Raw genomic sequence first — 17,266 nt, forward strand, 5'->3', positions numbered from 1 at the left:
CTGGCCGAATCGGGATAGGGTTGAGTGGTGCCTCCACTCGTGATCAGGACACACACGGCCGGAGGGGACTTCGGTCGCCTGCGAGCCGAGTTTTCGCTGCCGGAGTCGTTCGGGCCCGACGTGCTCGCCGAGGCGGAGGCGGCGGTCGTTGACCCGCTCGAATCGGCGGGGGGCCGTGAGGACGCCACCGGTCTGCCCTTCGTCACCATCGATCCGCCCGGCGCCAAGGATCTCGACCAGGCTGTGCTGATCGAGCGCGTCGAGGGCGGCGGGTTCCGGGTCCACTACGCCATCGCCGATCTGGCCGCGTTCATCCCGCCGGGTGGCGCCCTCGACAAGGAGGCGCGGCGTCGCGGGCAGACGCTCTACCTGCCCGACGGGAACGTCCCGCTGCACCCGCCGGTGCTGTCCGAGGGCGCGGCGAGCCTGCTGCCGGGGGAGACCCGGCCCGCCGTGCTGTGGACCATCGACGTCGACGCGGGCGGCGAACCGACGGCGACCAACGTCCGCCGCGCACTGGTCCGGTCCACCGAGCAGTTCGACTACGAGACCGTCCAGGCCTCGATCGACGCGGGTGACCCGCATCCGTCGGTCGCCGCGCTGCCGGAGCTGGGCCGCCTGCGCCGCGAACTCGCGATCCGGCGCGGCGCGGTCGAACTCCAGTTGCCGGAACAGGAGATCAGCGGCGACCCCGACGGCGGCTGGGCGCTGATCCAGCGGCCGCGCAACGACGTCGACGCGTGGAACGCCGAGATCTCGCTGCTCACCGGCATGGCCGCGGCCAAGATCATGATCGACGCCAAGATCGGGGTCCTGCGCACGCTTCCCCCGCCCGACGCCGAGGCGGTCGAATGGCTTGGCCGGTCCGCGCAGGCGCTGAACATCGACTGGCCCGAAGGCAAGAGCGTGTCGGAGTTCCTCGCCGCGCTCGACCCGGGGCAACCCGCGTCCATGGCGCTTTTCGCCGACACCACAAGGCTTTTGCGCGGCGCCGGGTACACCGCGTTCGACGGCGAGCTGCCCGCCCTGACCACCCATGCCGGGATCGGCGGCGCGTACGCCCACGTCACCGCGCCGATCCGGCGGCTGGTCGACCGGTTCGCCACCGAGATCTGCCTCGCGGTGAGCGCCGGCCGCGAAGTGCCCGCGTGGGTTCGCGCGGCGCTCGCGGAGGTGCCGGAGCAGATGACCGCGTCCGACACGCTGGCGGCCAAGGTCGAACGCGCCTCCATCGACCAGGTCGAGGTCTGGGTGATGGCCGAGCACATCGGCGGCGAGTTCAGCGCGATCGTGCTGCGCGCGGAGGAGACCAAGGCCGAGATCCTGGTCGAAGATCCGCCGGTGATGTCCAAATGCACCGGCGAGAAACTGCCCGAAGGCGAGCGGATCCGCGTCCGGCTCACCGCGGTGGACGTCGACAAGCGGAAACTGGCGTTCGAGCGGGCATGATCGACGACCTCGGGGAAGTGGTCCCGCTGCGCGCTCCGGCGGCGCGGGTGGTCTCGCTCGTGCCGTCGCTGACCGAGGCCGTCGAGGTCAGCGCGCCGGGGCGGCTCGCGGGCGCCACGGACTACTGCACCCACCCGGTCGATCTGGACGTCCCGAGGGTGGGCGGCTCGAAGTACCCGAACGTGGACAAGGTGCTCGAACTCGCCCCGGATCTGGTGCTGGCCAACTCCGAGGAGAACCGGCCGGAGGACGTGGAACGCCTGCGCGCCAACGGGATTCCGGTCTGGGTGATGGAGGCGTCGGCGACCGTGCCCGGCGCGCTCGCCTCGATCCGACGGATCCTCACGCAGGCTTACGACCTCGCGGAGCCGGATTGGCTGGTCGAGGCCGAAGAGGTGTGGCGGGAAACCCTGCCGGAGCGCTTTCGCGCGGTCGTGCCGGTGTGGCGGAAGCCGTGGATCGTGCTCGGCCGGGACACCTTCGGCGGCGACGTCCTGCATCGCGTCGGGATCGGCAACGCCTACGCGGACGACGAAGAGCGCTACCCGCGTCCGAAGCTCGAAGAACTCCATGCGCGCTTCGCGGACGAAGACGCGAACCTGCTCGTACTGCCCGACGAGCCTTACGAGTTCACCGCGGACGACGGCCCCGAAGCGTTCCCCGGTGCGAAGTACGTTCTGGTCTCAGGGCGTCACCTGACCTGGTACGGCCCTTCGCTCGTCGAGGCCCACTCCCACCTCACGCATTTAGTCCTCTGAATGCGGTAGTTCGACCTACGAACTACCGCATCCAGAGGACGAAATGCGGGTGCTCAGAGAGTCAGGCCGGTCAGGACGGTGACGCGCTCCTCGGTGAAGTCCGCCATCGCCGAAGCCGGGCCCTCGCGGCCGACGCCGGAGTCCTTCACGCCGCCGTAGGGCATCTGGTCGGCCCGGAAGCTCGGCACGTCGCCGACGAGCACGCCGCCGACGCGCAGCTTCGCGGACACGTCGAACGCCGTCGGCAGATCGCGTGTGAACACGCCCGCCTGGAGGCCGAAGCGCGAGTCGTTGATCCGGCGCACTCCGTCCTCCACCGACTCCACCCGTGTGATCGACACGACCGGCCCGAAGACCTCGTCGGCCATCACCGACGCGTCCTCCGGCACGTTCGCGAGCACGGTCGGCTCGACGGTCGCGCCATCGCGCTTGCCGCCGGTCAGCAGTTCGCCACCGGCGTCGACCGCGGCGGTGATCCACGACTCCACCCGGGTGGCGGCGGCCGTGTTGATCAGCGGGCCGACGTCGACGCCGTCCGTGCGCGGGTTGCCGGTCCCGAGCGCGCGCACCTGCTCCAGCACCTTCGCCCGCAGTTCCTCGTAGACGTGGGCGTGCGCGTACACGCGCTGCACCGAGATGCACGACTGCCCGGCTTGGTACATCGCGAAGGTCGCGATCCGCTGCGCCGCGAAGTCCAGATCCGTCCAATCAGGACAGACGAGCACCGCGGCGTTGCCGCCGAGTTCCAGCGCGACGTGCTTGCGCGGCACGCTGTCGCGGATACCCCAGCCCACCGGCACGGAGCCGGTGAACGACACCACCGGCAGTCGCGGATCCGCGACCAGCTTGGCCGATTCCTCGTTGCTCACCGGGAGGATCGACCAGCTTCCGGCGGGAAGGTCGGTCTCGGCGAGGATCTCGCCGAGCAGCAGCGCTGTCAGCGGAGTCGCGGGCGCGGGCTTGAGCACGATCGGCGCGCCGACCGCGATCGCCGGCGCCACCTTGTGCGCCACCAGGTTCAGCGGGAAGTTGAACGGCGTGATGCCCAGCACCGGGCCCTTCGGCACCCGGCGCACCAGCGCGAGCCGTCCGGTGCCGCCCGGGTCGGTGTCGAGCCGCTGCAAGTCGCCGGAGAACCGGCGGGCCTCCTCGGCGGCCCAGCGGAACGTCGACGCCGCCCGCCCGATCTCGCCGCGCGACCACTTCAGCGGCTTGCCGGACTCGGCGGTGATCAGCTGCGCGATCTCTTCGGACCGCTCACCCAGAACTCGGGACACGTGGTCCAACGCGCCCGCCCGGACGTGCGCGGGCAGGGTCGCGTACTCGTCCTGAACGTCGTGCGCGGCCTGGACCGCGGTCTCGATGTCCGAAGTGGACGGAACGTGATGCGAACCCGCCTCACTTCCGTCGAAGGAGTGACGGACGACGACGGTCTCGCCGCTGGTGACCGGTTTTCCGGCTACCCAAAAAGGAAAGGTGCTCACTTGACGGCCTCCGTACGGACAGCGTGCTCCAGGACCGACAGGCCCTCGTCGAGCAGTTCGGCGGACAGGGAAAGCGGCGGCAGCAGGCGGACGACGTTGCCGTAGGTGCCGCAGGTGAGGACGACGACGCCGGCCTGGTGGCAGGCCTGCGCGACCCGTTTGGTCAGGTCGGCGTCGGGTTCGGTGGTGCCCGGCTTCACGAACTCGGCGGCCAGCATCGCGCCGCGGCCGCGGACGTCGCCGATCACGCCGGTCTCCTCGGCCAGCGCGCGCAGCCGCGGCAGCACCGCGTTCTCGATGCGCTTCGCCGACGCCGCGAGGTTCTCCTGGCGCATGGTCTCGATCGAGCCGAGCGCCGCGGCGCACGCGATCGGGTTACCGCCGTAGGTCCCGCCGAGCCCGCCCGGGGGAACGGCGTCGAGCAGTTCCGCGCGGCCGGTGACCGCGGCGAGCGGCAGGCCGCCCGCGATGCCCTTCGCGGTGGCGATCAGATCCGGCACCACCTCTTCGTGCGTGGACGCGAACCACTCGCCGGTGCGGCAGAACCCGGTCTGCACCTCGTCGGCGACGAACACGACACCGTTCTCGGTGCACCAGGCCGAAAGCGCGGGCAGGAAGCCGGGCGCGGGTTCGATGAACCCGCCCTCGCCCTGCACCGGCTCCAGTACGACGGCCGCGACCTGGTCGCCGCCGATCTGCTTCTCGATGCGGTCGATGGCGATCCGCGCCGCTTCGGGACCGGACAGGCCGTCGCGGTACGGGTACGACCCCGGCACCCGGTAGACCTCGGGCGCGAACGGGCCGAAACCGTGCTTGTAGGGGATGGACTTCGCGGTGAGCGCCATCGTCAGGTTGGTGCGGCCGTGATAGGCGTGGTCGAACACGACCACGGCCTGGCGGCCGGTCGCGGCGCGCGCGATCTTCACCGCGTTCTCGACGGCCTCGGCGCCGGAGTTGAACAGCACCGAACGCTTCTCGTGGGTGCCCGGGGTCAGCTTGTCGAGCGCTTCGCACACCTCGACGTAGCCCTCGTACGGCGTGACCATGAAACACGTGTGCGTGAACCGGGCGACCTGTTCGCGGACGCGGTCCACGACGGCGGGGGCGGCGTGGCCGACGTTGGTCACCGCGATGCCGGAACCGAAGTCGATCAGGACGTTGCCGTCGGCGTCGGTGAGCAGGCCGCCTTCGGCCGAGGTGACGTAGACGGGCAGCACCGAGCTCACGCCCGCGGCGACGACGGCCGCGCGTCGTTCCTGCAGGGCGCGCGAGGCGGGGCCGGGGATCTCGGTGCGCAGCCTGCGCTGCGTCTCGGTGGTGACGGTCACGGCCAAACTCCTGCGGACGCGAGGGACGGGGTCGCCCTCCAGGATGAAAGCCGGGCGGCTCGGCGTCAGCTCGACATCCTGTCGATATCGGGGCGTAGAGTTGGACAACATGGCACTGACGCTCGCCGCCCTCGCCGCCGAACCCGCGCTCGGCCTGCGGGTGCGCGCGGCCGAGGCGGGGCTCGACCGGCCGATCGGCTGGGTCCACCCCACCGAACTGACCGATCCGCAGGCCTTCCTCGAAGGCGGCGAACTCCTGCTCACCACCGGTCTCGCTCTCGACGAAACCACCTCGCCCGGATACATCCGGCGGCTCGTCGACGCGGGGGTGGCCGGGCTCGGTTTCGGCGTCGGTCTCAGCCACGAGAGCATCCCGCGGTCCCTTGTGGACACCGCCGAAGAGGTCGGGCTTCCGGTCTTCGAAGTGCCGAGGAAGACACCGTTCATCGCGATCACGCGCGCGGTGTCCCGGGCGGCCGCCGCCGACGAGTACGCCTCGCTCGTGCGCACCGGCAAAGGACAGCAGGAACTGACCAGGACCGCCGTCGGCAAGGGCGGACCCGGCGGCGTCGTCCGCAAACTGGCGAAGCTGGTCGGCGGCTGGGTGCTCCTGCTCGATTCGGCGGGCCGGGTCACCGAAGCGTCACCCGCCTCCGCTCGTGACTTCGTCGACGAGGTGCGAGAAGACCTCGCGCGCCTGCGCGCGGGCACGCTCGTGACGACGGTGGGGGAGCACGAGGTGGTGCTGCAGACACTCGACACCCGGGCGCGTGGCGTGCTCGTGGTCGGGACGGACGGGCCGCTCGACGCCGCGGGGCAGCACATCGTCAACACCGCGGTGTCGTTGCTTTCCCTTGCGCTGGAACAGAATCGCGAACACGTGGCCGCGTTGCGGTACTTGCGCACCGGTTTGCTCGACCTCTTGGTGGGCGGTCAGGACGAGATCGTGCTGAGTGCCCTTTCCACTGTTTGGGGCGATGCGCCGGACGCGCCTTGGCGGGTCCACGCCTTCGCGGGGCCTCCGGCGACGAGGCAGGCGTTTCACGCGCTACTCGAAGCGGAAACCGAGGCGCACGAGGTGTTCTTCGCGCACTCGGGAACCGCTGTGATCGCCATGACGGTCGCGGATCCCCGCGTCTCGGAGCGAGTGGTGCGGCTCGCGGCCCGTGTCGGCGGAATGCACGGCGGCTCCTCCGAGGTCGTCGGCGGCGCCGAATTCGCGTTCGGGGTCCGCCAAGCCGAGCAGGCGGCAGGGGTGGCGAAAGCCAGGGGGGCGGAGTTCGTCCCGTATGACGACCATGCCGGGCGCGGCTTTCTCGGGCTGGTCGATTCCCAGGCGGCGCAAGCGTTTTCGGACAGCCTGCTGGCGCCGTTGCGGCAGCACGACGAAACCGGCCGTGGCGAACTGGTGGCCTCGCTGACCTGCTGGCTCGAACACCACGGTCACTGGGATCTGGCGTCCGCGCGGCTCGGCGTGCACCGGCACACCTTGCGCAACCGCATGCGCAAGGTCGCCGAATTGACCGGTCGCGATCTCGATTCCCCCGGCGTGCGCGCCGAGTTCTGGCTCGCGCTCCAGGTCAGCGCTCGGTCCTGACCAAGGCGATCGGCGAATCCCCGCAGCGGCGCAACCGCGTGCCGCTCTCCGTCGTGACCGGTTCCGCGCCGGAGGACCACCACGACGGCACGTCGACGTCGCGCACCAGCGACCCGGTGGCCTGCCGAGCGTTGTTCGACACGATGACCCGGCCCTGGGCGTTGACCAGCGCCGCGCGGCCGCCGAGCGCACGCAGTTTCGGTTGCAGCAGCCGTTCGACCTCGCGCACGTAGATGTCCGCGCCGACGACGCCCGCGAAAGCCCCTTCACGCCTCACCGGGACAGTGAAGGTCAGGGTGTACTCGTCGGTGCAGAGGTAGTCGACGTACGGGCCGTTGATGTGGCGGCGGCCGGTGTCGCGCGGGACGGTGAACCACGACTGCCGGGTGTAGTCGAGGAAGTTGTCGCTGCCCGGATCGAGACTGATGACCAGTTGCACCGGCTCGGCGTCGCCGGTCTCGGTCCACCACTCGAAGCCGAATTCCTGATCGGCCAGCGCGTTCGGCGCGCTGATGAACCCGGCGCCGACGACAAGGCCACCGAGGACGTCGAAGACCTGCGGCCGTAGCCGGGTCAGGTCTTCGGCTGTGACATCGCCTGACGCGGCCAGAAGCCCCTCGGCGCCGGCCAGTACCGGCTTCAGTCTGCCGAAGACGTCCTCGACCAGGGCGGATACCTGTTCGACGACCTCGGAACCGGCGGACGGTGTGTCGTTCACGATGCTCACCTCGGATGCGCGGATGCCGCAGCTTAAGGGGCCAGAAGGTCTAAATGCACGTCCGCCAGCCGGTCTATCGCGTCGAGGATGTGTTCCTCGGTGAGTTTTCTGGCCAGCTCGCCGTCGCCCTGTGCGATGGCGGCGGTGATCGCGCGGTGTTCGGCGTAGGCGTTTTCCCGGGTGCCGTGCGGTTCGAGCGGCAGCCAGAGCAGTCCGCCCCGCTCACTCTGCAACTGCACCTCTTCCCGGGTCAATCGCGGCGACTGCGCGGCCGCCGCGACTTCGAGGTGGAACTGGCGCTCGGCGCGTGACGCCTCGGTGCCTGTCGCGGTGCGGATGTCCTCGGTCGCCAGTTCGAGCCGCTCGACGTCTTCGGGCGAACTCCGCTCGGCGGCGAGCTTGGCCGCGGCGCCGGCGATGGCGAGGTAGTGATCGCCGACGTCACGAAGCTCTGACAGCGAGACCGTGCGAAGGCGCTCTCGCCACGAAGCGGCCGAAGGGTTGGCAGGTGTCTTCACGAAGCTTCCGCCGCCTCGGCCGCGTCGCGTCTCCACGAGCCCCTGTTGCCTCAAGGCCACGAGCGCTTCGCGAACTGTCACGGTCGAGACGCCGAACTGGGCGGCCAGTTCGGCTTCGCTCGGCAGCTGTTCCGAGTCGGCCAGCAGCCCGAGCGTGATGGCGTCGACCAGCCGCGCGGTGACCGCTTCGGCCCGGCCGATCTGGTCGAGCGGCGCGAACATCGCTGACCGCGCGCTGTGCGACATCCCCTTGCGCATGGTGGCCCTTCGCCCGAACTACTACCCGATGGAACCAATCTTGCCCCATCGTCTTGTCATTTAACATCTGGACTTATATGTTTTAGCTCCCGCGCCGCCCCACAAGGGAGCAAGGGACCTTTGCTATCACCTCACGCCCCCAGGCCCCTGGAGGTCTCGTGCAGCAGTTGAAGCACTTCATCGGCGGGGAGTACGTCGGATCCGCGTCGGGCGCGGTCGCCGACATCGTCGATCCCGCCACCGGCCGCCCGTACTGCACCGCCGCCGTCGCCGGACCGGAGGACGTCGACCGCGCGCTCAAGGTCGCGGCCGCCGCCTTCGAACACTGGCGTGAGACCACGCCCGCGCAGCGCCAGCTCGCGCTGCTGAAGATCGCCGACGCCGTCGAAGCGCGCGCGGACGGCCTCGTGCTCGTCGAATCGGCGAACACCGGCAAGCCGATCGCGCTCACCGCGGCCGAAGAACTGCCGATGATCGTCGACCAGTTGCGGTTCTTCGCGGGGGCCGCGCGTGTCCTCGAAGGACGGTCGTCGGGCGAATACATGGAAGGGCATACCTCTTTCGTGCGCCGAGAACCGATCGGCGTGTGCGCGCAGGTTACGCCGTGGAACTATCCGCTGCTCATGGCGGTCTGGAAGATCGCCCCCGCGCTCGCCGCGGGCAACACCGTGGTGCTCAAACCGGCCGACACGACCCCCGCGTCGACCCTGCTCCTCGCCGAGATCTGCGCCGGATTCCTGCCGCCCGGCGTGCTCAACGTGATCTGCGGCGACCGCGACACCGGGCGGGCGCTCGTCGAGCACGAGATTCCCGCGATGGTGTCCATCACCGGCTCCGTGCGCGCAGGGATCGAAGTCGCCGCTTCGGCCGCGAAGGACGTGAAGCGCGTACACCTCGAGCTCGGCGGTAAAGCGCCCGTAGTGGTCTTCGCCGACGCGGACATCGAAGCGGCCGCTGAAGGCATCGCCGCCGCCGGGTACTTCAACGCGGGTCAGGACTGCACCGCGGCGACGCGTGTCCTGGTCGCCGACGAAGTCCACGACACGTTCGTCGCCGCCCTCACCCGGCAGGCGCAGGCGACGACCACCGGCAAGCCCGACGACACCTCGGTCACCTACGGGCCGCTCAACAACGCGGCCCAGCTCGACCGGGTCGCCGGTTTCGTCGACCGGCTGCCCGCGCACGCGATCGTCCACTGTGGAGGAACGCGGCACGGGGACGAGGGGTACTTCTACGAACCGACGGTGATCTCCGGTGTCCGCCAGGACGACGAAATCAGCCAGACGGAGATCTTCGGCCCGATCATCACCGTGCAGCGCTTCGCCTCCGAAGCCGAGGCGCTCGCCGCGGCCAACGGCGTCGAGTACGCGCTCGCGTCGTCGGTGTGGACCACCGACCACCAGCGGGCGATGCGGCTGGCCGGGAAGCTCGACTTCGGCTGCGTGTGGATCAACACGCACATCCCGCTGGTCGCCGAAATGCCGCACGGCGGCTTCAAGAAGTCCGGCTACGGCAAGGACCTCTCGCTCTACGGCCTCGAGGACTACACCCGCGTCAAGCACGTGATGAGCGCGCTGTGACGACCACCGAAAGGCACGCCATGCCGCATCAAGCGCCTGCCCCCGCCGAGGGGGAGCAAGGGACCTTTGCTATCACTTCCGCAGGTGGAGGCGGGGATCCGGCCATCCGGCTGCGCGGGCTGCGCAAGGAGTTCGGCCAGGTCCACGCGGTCGACGGCGTCGACCTCGACATCCCGCCCGGCGAGTTCTTCTCCATGCTCGGCCCGTCCGGTTCCGGCAAGACGACCGTGCTTCGCATGATCGCCGGGTTCGAACTGCCGACGGCGGGCACGATCGAACTGCACGGCCGCGACGTCAGCCGTCTCGCGCCCTTCGATCGCGACGTCAACACGGTCTTCCAGGACTACGCGCTCTTCCCGCACATGACCGTGCGGCAGAACGTCGAGTACGGCCTCCGGGTGAAACGCGTCCCCCGCGCGGAGCGCCGTCAGCGCGCGAAGGAAGCCCTCGACACGGTCCGGCTCGGCGAGTTCGGCGAGCGCAAACCCGACCAGCTCTCCGGCGGCCAGCGTCAGCGGGTCGCCCTCGCCAGGGCCCTGGTCAACCGGCCGAAGGTGCTCCTGCTCGACGAACCCCTCGGCGCGCTCGACCTGAAACTGCGCCACACCATGCAGACCGAGCTCAAGCAGATCCAGCGCGACGTCGGCATCACCTTCATCTTCGTCACCCACGACCAGGACGAGGCGTTGACGATGAGCGACCGCATCGCGGTGTTCAACGCCGGCCGCATCGAACAGGTCGGTTCCCCGGTCGAGGTCTACGAGCGACCGGCGTCGGCGTTCGTCGCCGGTTTCGTCGGCACCTCGAACCTGCTCAGCGGCGGCGGCGCCGAGAACATCATCGGCAAACCCGGTGTGTTCAGCATCCGCCCCGAAAAGATCCGCGTCGACGCCGATCTCTCGAAACCCGCGGAGGTCGGCGAGACCAGCGCGACCGGCACCGTCACCAACACCGTCTACGCCGGCGCGACCGTGCGCTACGAGGTCACGCTCGACGCCGGCGGCCAGCTCTCCGTGGTCCGGCAGAACACCGCCGAACCCGCGGACTTCGAAGGCGGCCGTGTCCGCCTGAGCTGGCGGCACGAACACAGCTTCCGCGTCCCCGAAGCCGGTTAGCCCTCCCCGTACCGAAAGGTCGTTGTTCAATGAAGAACAGGAAACTCGCGCTCGCCGCGCTGCTCGGCGCCGGCCTGCTCGTGGCCGCCTGCGGAACCTCCGGATCGAGCTCGAACACCGCCGCGCCCGGCGGGCAGGGCTTCACCCCGCCGAAACTCGACGCGCTCGCGCAGCTCGGCCAGCCGGAAGGCCAGGTCAACGTGCTGGCCTGGCCCGGTTACGCGGAGAACGGCTCGAACGATCCGGCCGTCGACTGGGTCACCGGGTTCGAGAAGGAGACCGGCTGCAAGGTCAACGTCAAGGCGTTCGGCACCTCCGACGAGGCCGTGAGCCTGATGAAGACCGGACAGTACGACGTCATCTCCGCCTCCGGTGACGCTTCGCTGCGGCTCATCGCGTCCGGCGACGTCGAACCGGTGAACACCGCCCTCGTGCCGAACTACGCGGACGTCTTCGACTTCCTCAAGAACCGCCCGTGGAACAGCGTGAACAACGTGTCCTACGGCGTGCCGCACGGCTGGGGCGCGAATCTGCTGACCTGGCGCACCGACAAGGTGAACCCGGCGCCGACGTCGTGGTCGGTCATGTTCGACGCGAACAGCCCGCACAAGGGCAAGATCTCCGCCTACGACTCGCCGATCTACATCGCCGACGCCGCGCTGTACCTGCAGACGCACAAGCCGGAACTCGGCATCAAGAATCCGTACGCCCTGGACGACAAGCAGTTCCAGGCCGCCGTCGACCTGCTCAAGCAGCAGCGGCCGATGGTCGGGGAGTACTGGTCGGACTACCTGAAGGAAAGCCAGGCGCTCAAGAGCGGTGACGCCGTCCTCGGCACCGCCTGGCAGGTGACGGTGAACCTGACCAAGAGCGAGGGCGCGCCGGTGGAGTCGGTGCTGCCGTCCGAAGGCGCGACGGGCTGGTCGGACACCTGGATGGTCGGGGCGAAGTCACCGCACAAGACGTGCTCCTACAAGTGGCTGAACCACATCGTCAGCCCGAAGGCCAACGCCCAGGTGGCCGAGTACTTCGGCGAATCGCCCTCGAACCCCAAGGCATGCGCCGAAACCAAGGACAAGAAGCACTGCGACACCTACCACGCCGGTGACGCCGCGTACGCCTCGAAGATCCAGTACTGGACGACGCCGATCACGCAGTGCCTCGACGGCCGCACCGACGTCAAGTGCAAGGACTACGGCGAGTGGACCCGCGCCTGGACCGAGATCAAGGGCTGACCTCCCCGAACTCCGGGAGCGGCCGGTGGGCCCCCCACGCCGGCCGCTCCCGGTCCCATCCCCAGGTGGAGTGAAGATGACGACCACACTCGATTCGCCGAGGCGGAAAGCCTCCGCCTTCCTGTACCGCAAACCCAGGCTGCGGCTGAGCATCCTGCTGTCCGCGCCGATGCTGTGGCTCGGCCTGGCCTACCTCGGCGCGCTGGCCGCGTTGTTCGTGACCGCGTTCTGGACGACCGACGTCTTCACCGGCCAGGTCGTGACCGAATGGTCGATGGACAACTTCGTCACGCTGTTCAGTGACGCGGTGTACCGCACGATCACCCTCCGGACGGTCGGGATCGCCGCGCTGGTCACGGTGGTCACCGCGGTCATCGCCTTCCCGATGGCCTTCTACATGGCCAAATTCGCCTCACCGAGGGCACGGCGGCTCCTGGTGATCGCCGTCATGACGCCGTTGTGGGCGAGCTACCTGGTGAAGGCCTACGCGTGGCGGACCATGTTGTCCGGCAACGGTGTCCTGCACTGGCTGCTCAACCCGTTCGGCCTCGACACCCCCGGCTACGGCGTGCTCGCGACGGTGATCACCCTGTCGTATCTGTGGCTGCCGTACATGATCCTGCCGATCTACGCGGGCCTGGAGCGGCTGCCGAACTCCTTGGTGGACGCGTCGGGTGACCTCGGTGCCCGCCCGTTCCGGACGTTCCGCTCGGTGGTGCTGCCGGTGACGTTCCCGGCCGTCGTCGCGGGCTCGATCTTCACGTTTTCGTTGTCGCTGGGCGACTACATCGCGGTGAAGATCGTCGGGGGCACGTCGCAGATGCTCGGCAACGTGGTCTACGACAACATCGGCGCCGCCAACAACCTGCCGTTCGCGGCGACCGTCGCGACCGTGCCCGTGGTGATCATGCTCGCCTACCTCGCCGCCGTGCGCCGCACGGGTGCGCTGGACAACCTGTAGGAGCGCGCGATGCGGCTTTCCCGCACGACCAAGTACATCCTGCTCGCCGCGCTCGTGCTCGGCCTCGCGGTCATCTACTTCCCACTGCTGGTGGTCCTGCTCAATTCGTTCAACGCGGACACCACCTTCGGCTGGCCGCCGTCGAGCTTCACCCTCGAATGGTGGGGCCGGGCCGCGGAGAACGAGGGCGCGCTGAACGCGCTGGGCACGAGTGTCCAAGCAGGACTCGCGGCGACGGCGATCGCGTTGGTACTCGGCACGATGGCGGCGTTCGCGTTGCAGAAGTACCGCTTCTTCGGCCGCAACCAGGTGTCGCTGCTGATCATCCTGCCGATCGCGCTGCCCGGCATCGTCACCGGTATCGCGCTGAACAACGCCTTCCGCACGATCCTCGGCATCGACCTCGGCCTGTTCACCGCGATCGTCGCGCACGCGACTTTCTGCATCGTGGTGGTGTTCAACAACGTCGTCGCGCGGTTGCGGCGAATGGGCGGCAACCTCGAAGAGGCGTCGATGGACCTCGGCGCAGACGGGCTCACGACGTTTCGGCTGGTGACCTTCCCGATGCTGCGCTCGGCACTGCTGGCCGGCGGCTTGCTGGCCTTCGCGCTGTCGTTCGACGAAATCATCGTCACGACGTTCACCCTCGGGACCGGGCTGGAGACCCTGCCGATCTGGATCCTGAACAACCTGTTCCGGCCGAACCAGGCACCGATCGTCAACGTGGTGGCGGCGGTCCTGATCCTGGCTTCGACGGTGCCGGTCTATCTGGCGCAACGCCTTTCCGGCGACACGACTTCGGGCGGACGGCTGTAGCAGCGAAAACGCCGGTGCGACCCGCGCGGGCCGCACCGGCGTTCACTCAGTACCGACGGTCTTCGATCGCTCCTGTCGTTCCGTTGTAGGTGATGTAGCCGTACTGGAAGTCACTGCGCTTACCGGTCGGCGTGTTGTACTCGCCGCTGATGGGGAAGCCGAGATACGACGTCTCCCACCCGAGGTCCCGCCAGCGCAGCCGGATCGCTCCCTTGACCTCCCAGGCCTCGTTGGTGCCCCAGCGCCAGTAGATCGAGTGATCGAAGCCGCCCTGTCGGAAGTGGTTGTACTTCCCGGTGCCACCCGGCGTCCCCGTCTCGTCGGTGATCGGGTAGCCGAGGCCGTCTTGCCAGCCGAGCGCCTTGTAGCGGTCGCGAATCGACCCGTGGATCTCGAAGGCGTCCGTCGACGGCGACCAGTAGATCGAGCCGTTCGCGCTGAAGTGGTTGTACCGGCCGACCCCGTCCGGTGTCGCCGTCTCGTCGGTGGTCGGGTAGCCGAAGAACGTCTCCCAGCCCAGCGAACCCCACTTCTGCCAGATCCGGCCCATGATGTAGTGCGCGCCGCTCGCCGCGGACCAGTAGATCGAAGCGTTGTTTCTGAAGAAGTGGTTGACGCGGCCGATCCCGTCGGGCGTGCTGAGTTCGTCCGTGGTCGGGAAGCCGAGTGGTCCGGCCTCGGCGTTGGCCTCCAGCCATTTGGCCCGGATGCCACCGTAGATGGCCATGGCCCCGATACTGGAAGTCCAGTAGATCGAGCCGACGCCGGTGGTCGGGCCGCCCGTGAAGTCGTTGTAGCGACCGTTTTCCGCCCGGGCCACCAGCTCGTCCGTGGACGGAGAGCCGAGGAAGGAGTGGGCGCCGAGCGTGACGAACTTGGTCAGGATCTCCCCGGAGACGGCCTTCACGCCGTACAACTGCGTCCAGTAGAGACGGCCTGTCGTGTACAGCTGCCAGTGACCGTCGCCTTCGATGAACTCGATGCCCACCGGAGTGCCCACCAGCGCACGGAGCGGCGCCTCGTCGGCGTACCGCTTCTGGATCGGGGTCTGATAGTCGGCCCGCAGGACGAGACCGCCGCCGGGCATGACGATCTGCCGGGTCCGCTCCGTGCTCTGGTTGTCCGCCCACTTGACGAAGTTCGCCGTGTCGAGCGAGACGGTCGGCGCCGTCATGAGAACCGGGGCCCCGACCGTCACCAGGCGGCCGGCTTCTTCGCGGCTGGATTCCTGGTTGGGGCCGATCCTGAACTGGGCCGGATGGTTCCCGGCGACGACGAGGCGCGCCAGCCGCGGGTTCGCGACGTACTGCTTGCTGGTGCTGACGTTGCGGGTGTTCGTCGCGGTGGCGGTGATCAGGACACGGGTGTCGGTCTCGCTCGGGAAACCCAGGGAGAACGCGGGCCCGCTGCCGGTCCTGAGCTGGTTGATCTCACAAACGGCGTTGCGGGGGCAGTGCATCCGCTCCGCGCGCCAGTTCACGGTGAGCGGTCCGTCGGCCGGATCGTTCGCGTCGGCACCGACCGGGACCGTCTCGGCGGCGGAGAAGACCGTCGACGTCGGCGGAAGGAGATCGATCGTGGGGCTCGCCTCGGCGGGGACGACCGTCTGGCTGGCGTTCGACACCGCGCCGTGCGGGTCGCTCACCGCGAGGCTCACCGTCACGGGGTCTCCCGCCGAGTACGGGTGACTCACGGTCTTCCCGGTTCCGGTGGTGCCGTCACCGAAGGTCCACTGGTAGTCGAGACCTTCGCGATCAGGGTCGTCCGACGTGGTCGCGTCGAACGAAACCGTGCGGGTGGCCGGATCGGTGGTAGCGGTGAACGCCGCGCGGGGTGCCTTGTTGGCGGTTTTGTAGCTCAGCCTGCGCAGCTTCGCGGTGGCCGTGTCGGCCATGACGATGTCACCGTTCGGAGCGGCCAGGACCGATACGGGTTCACCGATCGCGGAGGCCACGGTCGTGAGGGATTGGGTGACGGTGCCCCCCTCGTCGAACCCCAGCGTGGAAAGGGTCTGCGCACCCTTGTTGGCCACGAAATGAATTCCGCGATAAGCCGCGGGATAGGAGATACCGGTGTAGGGAACGCCACCCACGAGGGTATCCGCGGTGCCGTGCACCGTTTCGCCCGCCGGCTTGACGTTCGCGACCTTGGCGCATTCCGGCGTGTCGCGATAGCCCGGCGTCTGGGTCGTCCCCTCCCAGCAGGGCCATTTCAGATTCTGCCCGGGGAAGGCGAGGTCGACCTCGTGGCGGGCGGCCCAGCCGATGTCCGTGACGATCACGCCACCGCGGGGATCGAGCGCGATCCGCGGGTCACGCAGCCCGCTCACGTAGTTGCGGCTTTTCCAGGACTCGGTGGCCGCCGAGTCGTAGAACGGGTTCTCCGGCACCCCGCGGCCGTCGAGGCCGACCCGGAGGATCTTGCCCGTCGGATGGGCCGGGTCCAAGGCCCGCAACGCGAACTTGTCGACGTTGTCCTTCGTGGCGTCGGTGTGGGAGCGGACGGCCGCGTTGTCACCGACGGCGACCCACAGCGAAGTGCCCGACGGGTCCACGGCCACGTCCTGGATGCCCTTGCTGTCGGCGTTGACCGGGATCTCCAGGACCGTGGACTCCGCCGACAACGAGGTGGGGACGTCGCCGCCGTCCGCCTTCCACCTGCTGAGACGGAACACCGCGGTGGAACCGGTCGGCACCGCGCGGGTGGTATAGACCGCGCGGCTGGTGGCGAAGTCCGGCGCGACCGCGATGGCGGTGAGACCGAGCGAACCCGCGCTGTGCACCGGAAGCGAGGCGATCTGGATCGGCTGGCCGCCCGGCGGGGTCACCCGGACGGAGCCGAGCCGTCCCGTGGTCAGCACGCTCCCGTCCGGGAGATAGGCGGCGTCGGTGAGGTCACCGGCTTGCTGGCCGGTGGGGGTGTCGAACAGGGCGAACCCCGCGGGCAGCACCGGCGCGGCGTGTGCCGTGGGCGCTGTCGTGACCACGGTGCCGAGCAGCACCGTGGCGGCCGCGGAGACGACCAGGGATCTTCGAGTCCGCATTGGACCTTCCTTCTCCGAATACGGAGAGTGCCTTGCGCGGAAAGTACTCACGAATGCACAAAACTGCGAGTGCGCGACAGAGTTGCCCATTCTGTAACGCGACGCGACGTTCCGCCCCCAGCGCCCTCGTTTCTGTTTGTGAGCAAGGCGGACGCTAGCGGCTGGCCCACGTGTCGTCATTCGGCCGAAAGCGTGATTTGTTCCGTGCCTGGCGGCGCATTGTGACGAGTCCCACTCTTCTTCGTGCTAATTGAGGTGTCGAACAGAAGTTCGATGCACGTTTGACTGGGTGGCTGTGCCCAATCGGTCACGGCCATTCGGCCCAACTTCGCGAAAGGGACTTGCCCGGACTCTTCGCGGCCCACCAATATCAACTCACCGACCTGCTCTGAAGGAGCCGAGGGCT

Annotated in this window: 13 protein-coding genes; 8 read left to right on the forward strand and 5 right to left on the reverse strand. The window is 68.8% G+C overall.

Going from position 1 to position 17,266, the window contains the following annotated elements; genetic code table 11:
* Positions 1-39 precede the first annotated feature (39 nt).
* Both ACFWMR_RS25825 and ACFWMR_RS25830 read left to right on the forward strand, forming a co-directional pair.
* Entirely contained in the window at positions 40-1,449 is a 1,410-nt protein-coding gene (locus ACFWMR_RS25825; protein WP_378380224.1) for an RNB domain-containing ribonuclease, read from the forward strand.
* Complete coding sequence (locus tag ACFWMR_RS25830) at positions 1,446-2,207, forward strand: helical backbone metal receptor (protein WP_378380210.1); 762 nt, start codon at positions 1,446-1,448, stop codon at positions 2,205-2,207. Before ACFWMR_RS25825 ends, ACFWMR_RS25830 begins: the two co-directional genes overlap by 4 nt.
* A 53-nt stretch (positions 2,208-2,260) precedes the next feature.
* Here the strand turns inward: ACFWMR_RS25830 and ACFWMR_RS25835 are convergent, their stop codons facing one another.
* The gene (locus ACFWMR_RS25835) at positions 2,261-3,691 is read right to left on the reverse strand and encodes an aldehyde dehydrogenase family protein (RefSeq protein WP_378380212.1); all 1,431 of its coding nucleotides are present in this window, start codon (positions 3,689-3,691) and stop codon (positions 2,261-2,263) included.
* The gene (gene gabT, locus ACFWMR_RS25840; protein WP_378274716.1) at positions 3,688-5,019 is read right to left on the reverse strand and encodes a 4-aminobutyrate--2-oxoglutarate transaminase; all 1,332 of its coding nucleotides are present in this window, start codon (positions 5,017-5,019) and stop codon (positions 3,688-3,690) included. Before gabT ends, ACFWMR_RS25835 begins: the two co-directional genes overlap by 4 nt.
* Positions 5,020-5,128: 109 nt before the next feature.
* Here gabT and ACFWMR_RS25845 point away from each other — a divergent pair, with 109 nt between their 5' ends.
* Positions 5,129-6,616, forward strand: a complete 1,488-nt coding sequence (locus tag ACFWMR_RS25845; RefSeq protein WP_378380213.1) for a PucR family transcriptional regulator — start codon at positions 5,129-5,131, stop codon at positions 6,614-6,616.
* Here ACFWMR_RS25845 and ACFWMR_RS25850 read toward each other — a convergent pair.
* Both ACFWMR_RS25850 and ACFWMR_RS25855 read right to left on the reverse strand, forming a co-directional pair.
* A complete protein-coding gene (locus ACFWMR_RS25850; protein ID WP_378380214.1) occupies positions 6,600-7,334 on the reverse strand; it encodes a cache domain-containing protein in 735 nt (244 codons plus the stop codon). The genes ACFWMR_RS25845 and ACFWMR_RS25850 overlap by 17 nt on opposite strands.
* A gap of 32 nt (positions 7,335-7,366) precedes the next feature.
* The gene (locus ACFWMR_RS25855; RefSeq protein ID WP_093934518.1) at positions 7,367-8,110 is read right to left on the reverse strand and encodes a FadR/GntR family transcriptional regulator; all 744 of its coding nucleotides are present in this window, start codon (positions 8,108-8,110) and stop codon (positions 7,367-7,369) included.
* 158 nt (positions 8,111-8,268) lie between these two features.
* On the opposite strand from ACFWMR_RS25855, the gene ACFWMR_RS25860 reads away from it, so the two are divergent.
* The 5 genes from ACFWMR_RS25860 (at position 8,269) to ACFWMR_RS25880 (ending at position 13,817) form a co-directional block, all read left to right on the forward strand.
* Entirely contained in the window at positions 8,269-9,690 is a 1,422-nt protein-coding gene (locus ACFWMR_RS25860) for a gamma-aminobutyraldehyde dehydrogenase (RefSeq protein WP_378380215.1), read from the forward strand.
* 20 nt (positions 9,691-9,710) lie between these two features.
* On the forward strand, positions 9,711-10,805 hold the full coding sequence (locus ACFWMR_RS25865) for an ABC transporter ATP-binding protein (protein ID WP_378380225.1): 1,095 nt from the start codon (positions 9,711-9,713) through the stop codon (positions 10,803-10,805).
* Positions 10,806-10,834: 29 nt separating this feature from the next.
* Complete coding sequence (locus tag ACFWMR_RS25870; protein WP_093934515.1) at positions 10,835-12,040, forward strand: ABC transporter substrate-binding protein; 1,206 nt, start codon at positions 10,835-10,837, stop codon at positions 12,038-12,040.
* A gap of 76 nt (positions 12,041-12,116) precedes the next feature.
* Positions 12,117-13,001 (forward strand): ABC transporter permease, encoded by an 885-nt coding sequence (locus tag ACFWMR_RS25875; protein ID WP_378380216.1) that lies wholly within the window; start codon positions 12,117-12,119, stop codon positions 12,999-13,001.
* A 9-nt stretch (positions 13,002-13,010) separates the two neighbouring features.
* A complete protein-coding gene (locus ACFWMR_RS25880; RefSeq protein WP_093934513.1) occupies positions 13,011-13,817 on the forward strand; it encodes an ABC transporter permease in 807 nt (268 codons plus the stop codon).
* 46 nt (positions 13,818-13,863) lie between these two features.
* Here ACFWMR_RS25880 and ACFWMR_RS25885 read toward each other — a convergent pair whose 3' ends face one another.
* Positions 13,864-16,860 carry a PQQ-dependent sugar dehydrogenase gene (locus ACFWMR_RS25885; RefSeq protein ID WP_378380217.1) on the reverse strand — a complete coding sequence of 999 codons (2,997 nt, stop codon included), beginning with the start codon at positions 16,858-16,860 and terminating at the stop codon, positions 13,864-13,866.
* Positions 16,861-17,266 lie beyond the last annotated feature (406 nt).

This window comes from Amycolatopsis thailandensis, assembly GCF_042723255.1.
In the GTDB taxonomy this organism is placed as follows: Bacteria; Actinomycetota; Actinomycetes; order Mycobacteriales; family Pseudonocardiaceae; genus Amycolatopsis; species Amycolatopsis thailandensis.

Coding starts and splice junctions, on each gene's coding strand:
- ACFWMR_RS25830 (WP_378380210.1), top strand. CDS start 1,446: ATGATCGACGACCTCGGGGAAGTGGTCCCGCTGCGCGCTCCGGCGGCG.
- ACFWMR_RS25845 (WP_378380213.1), top strand. CDS start 5,129: ATGGCACTGACGCTCGCCGCCCTCGCCGCCGAACCCGCGCTCGGCCTG.
- ACFWMR_RS25855 (WP_093934518.1), bottom strand. CDS start 8,110: ATGCGCAAGGGGATGTCGCACAGCGCGCGGTCAGCGATGTTCGCGCCG.
- ACFWMR_RS25865 (WP_378380225.1), top strand. CDS start 9,711: ATGCCGCATCAAGCGCCTGCCCCCGCCGAGGGGGAGCAAGGGACCTTT.
- ACFWMR_RS25870 (WP_093934515.1), top strand. CDS start 10,835: ATGAAGAACAGGAAACTCGCGCTCGCCGCGCTGCTCGGCGCCGGCCTG.
- ACFWMR_RS25875 (WP_378380216.1), top strand. CDS start 12,117: ATGACGACCACACTCGATTCGCCGAGGCGGAAAGCCTCCGCCTTCCTG.
- ACFWMR_RS25880 (WP_093934513.1), top strand. CDS start 13,011: ATGCGGCTTTCCCGCACGACCAAGTACATCCTGCTCGCCGCGCTCGTG.
- ACFWMR_RS25885 (WP_378380217.1), bottom strand. CDS start 16,860: ATGCGGACTCGAAGATCCCTGGTCGTCTCCGCGGCCGCCACGGTGCTG.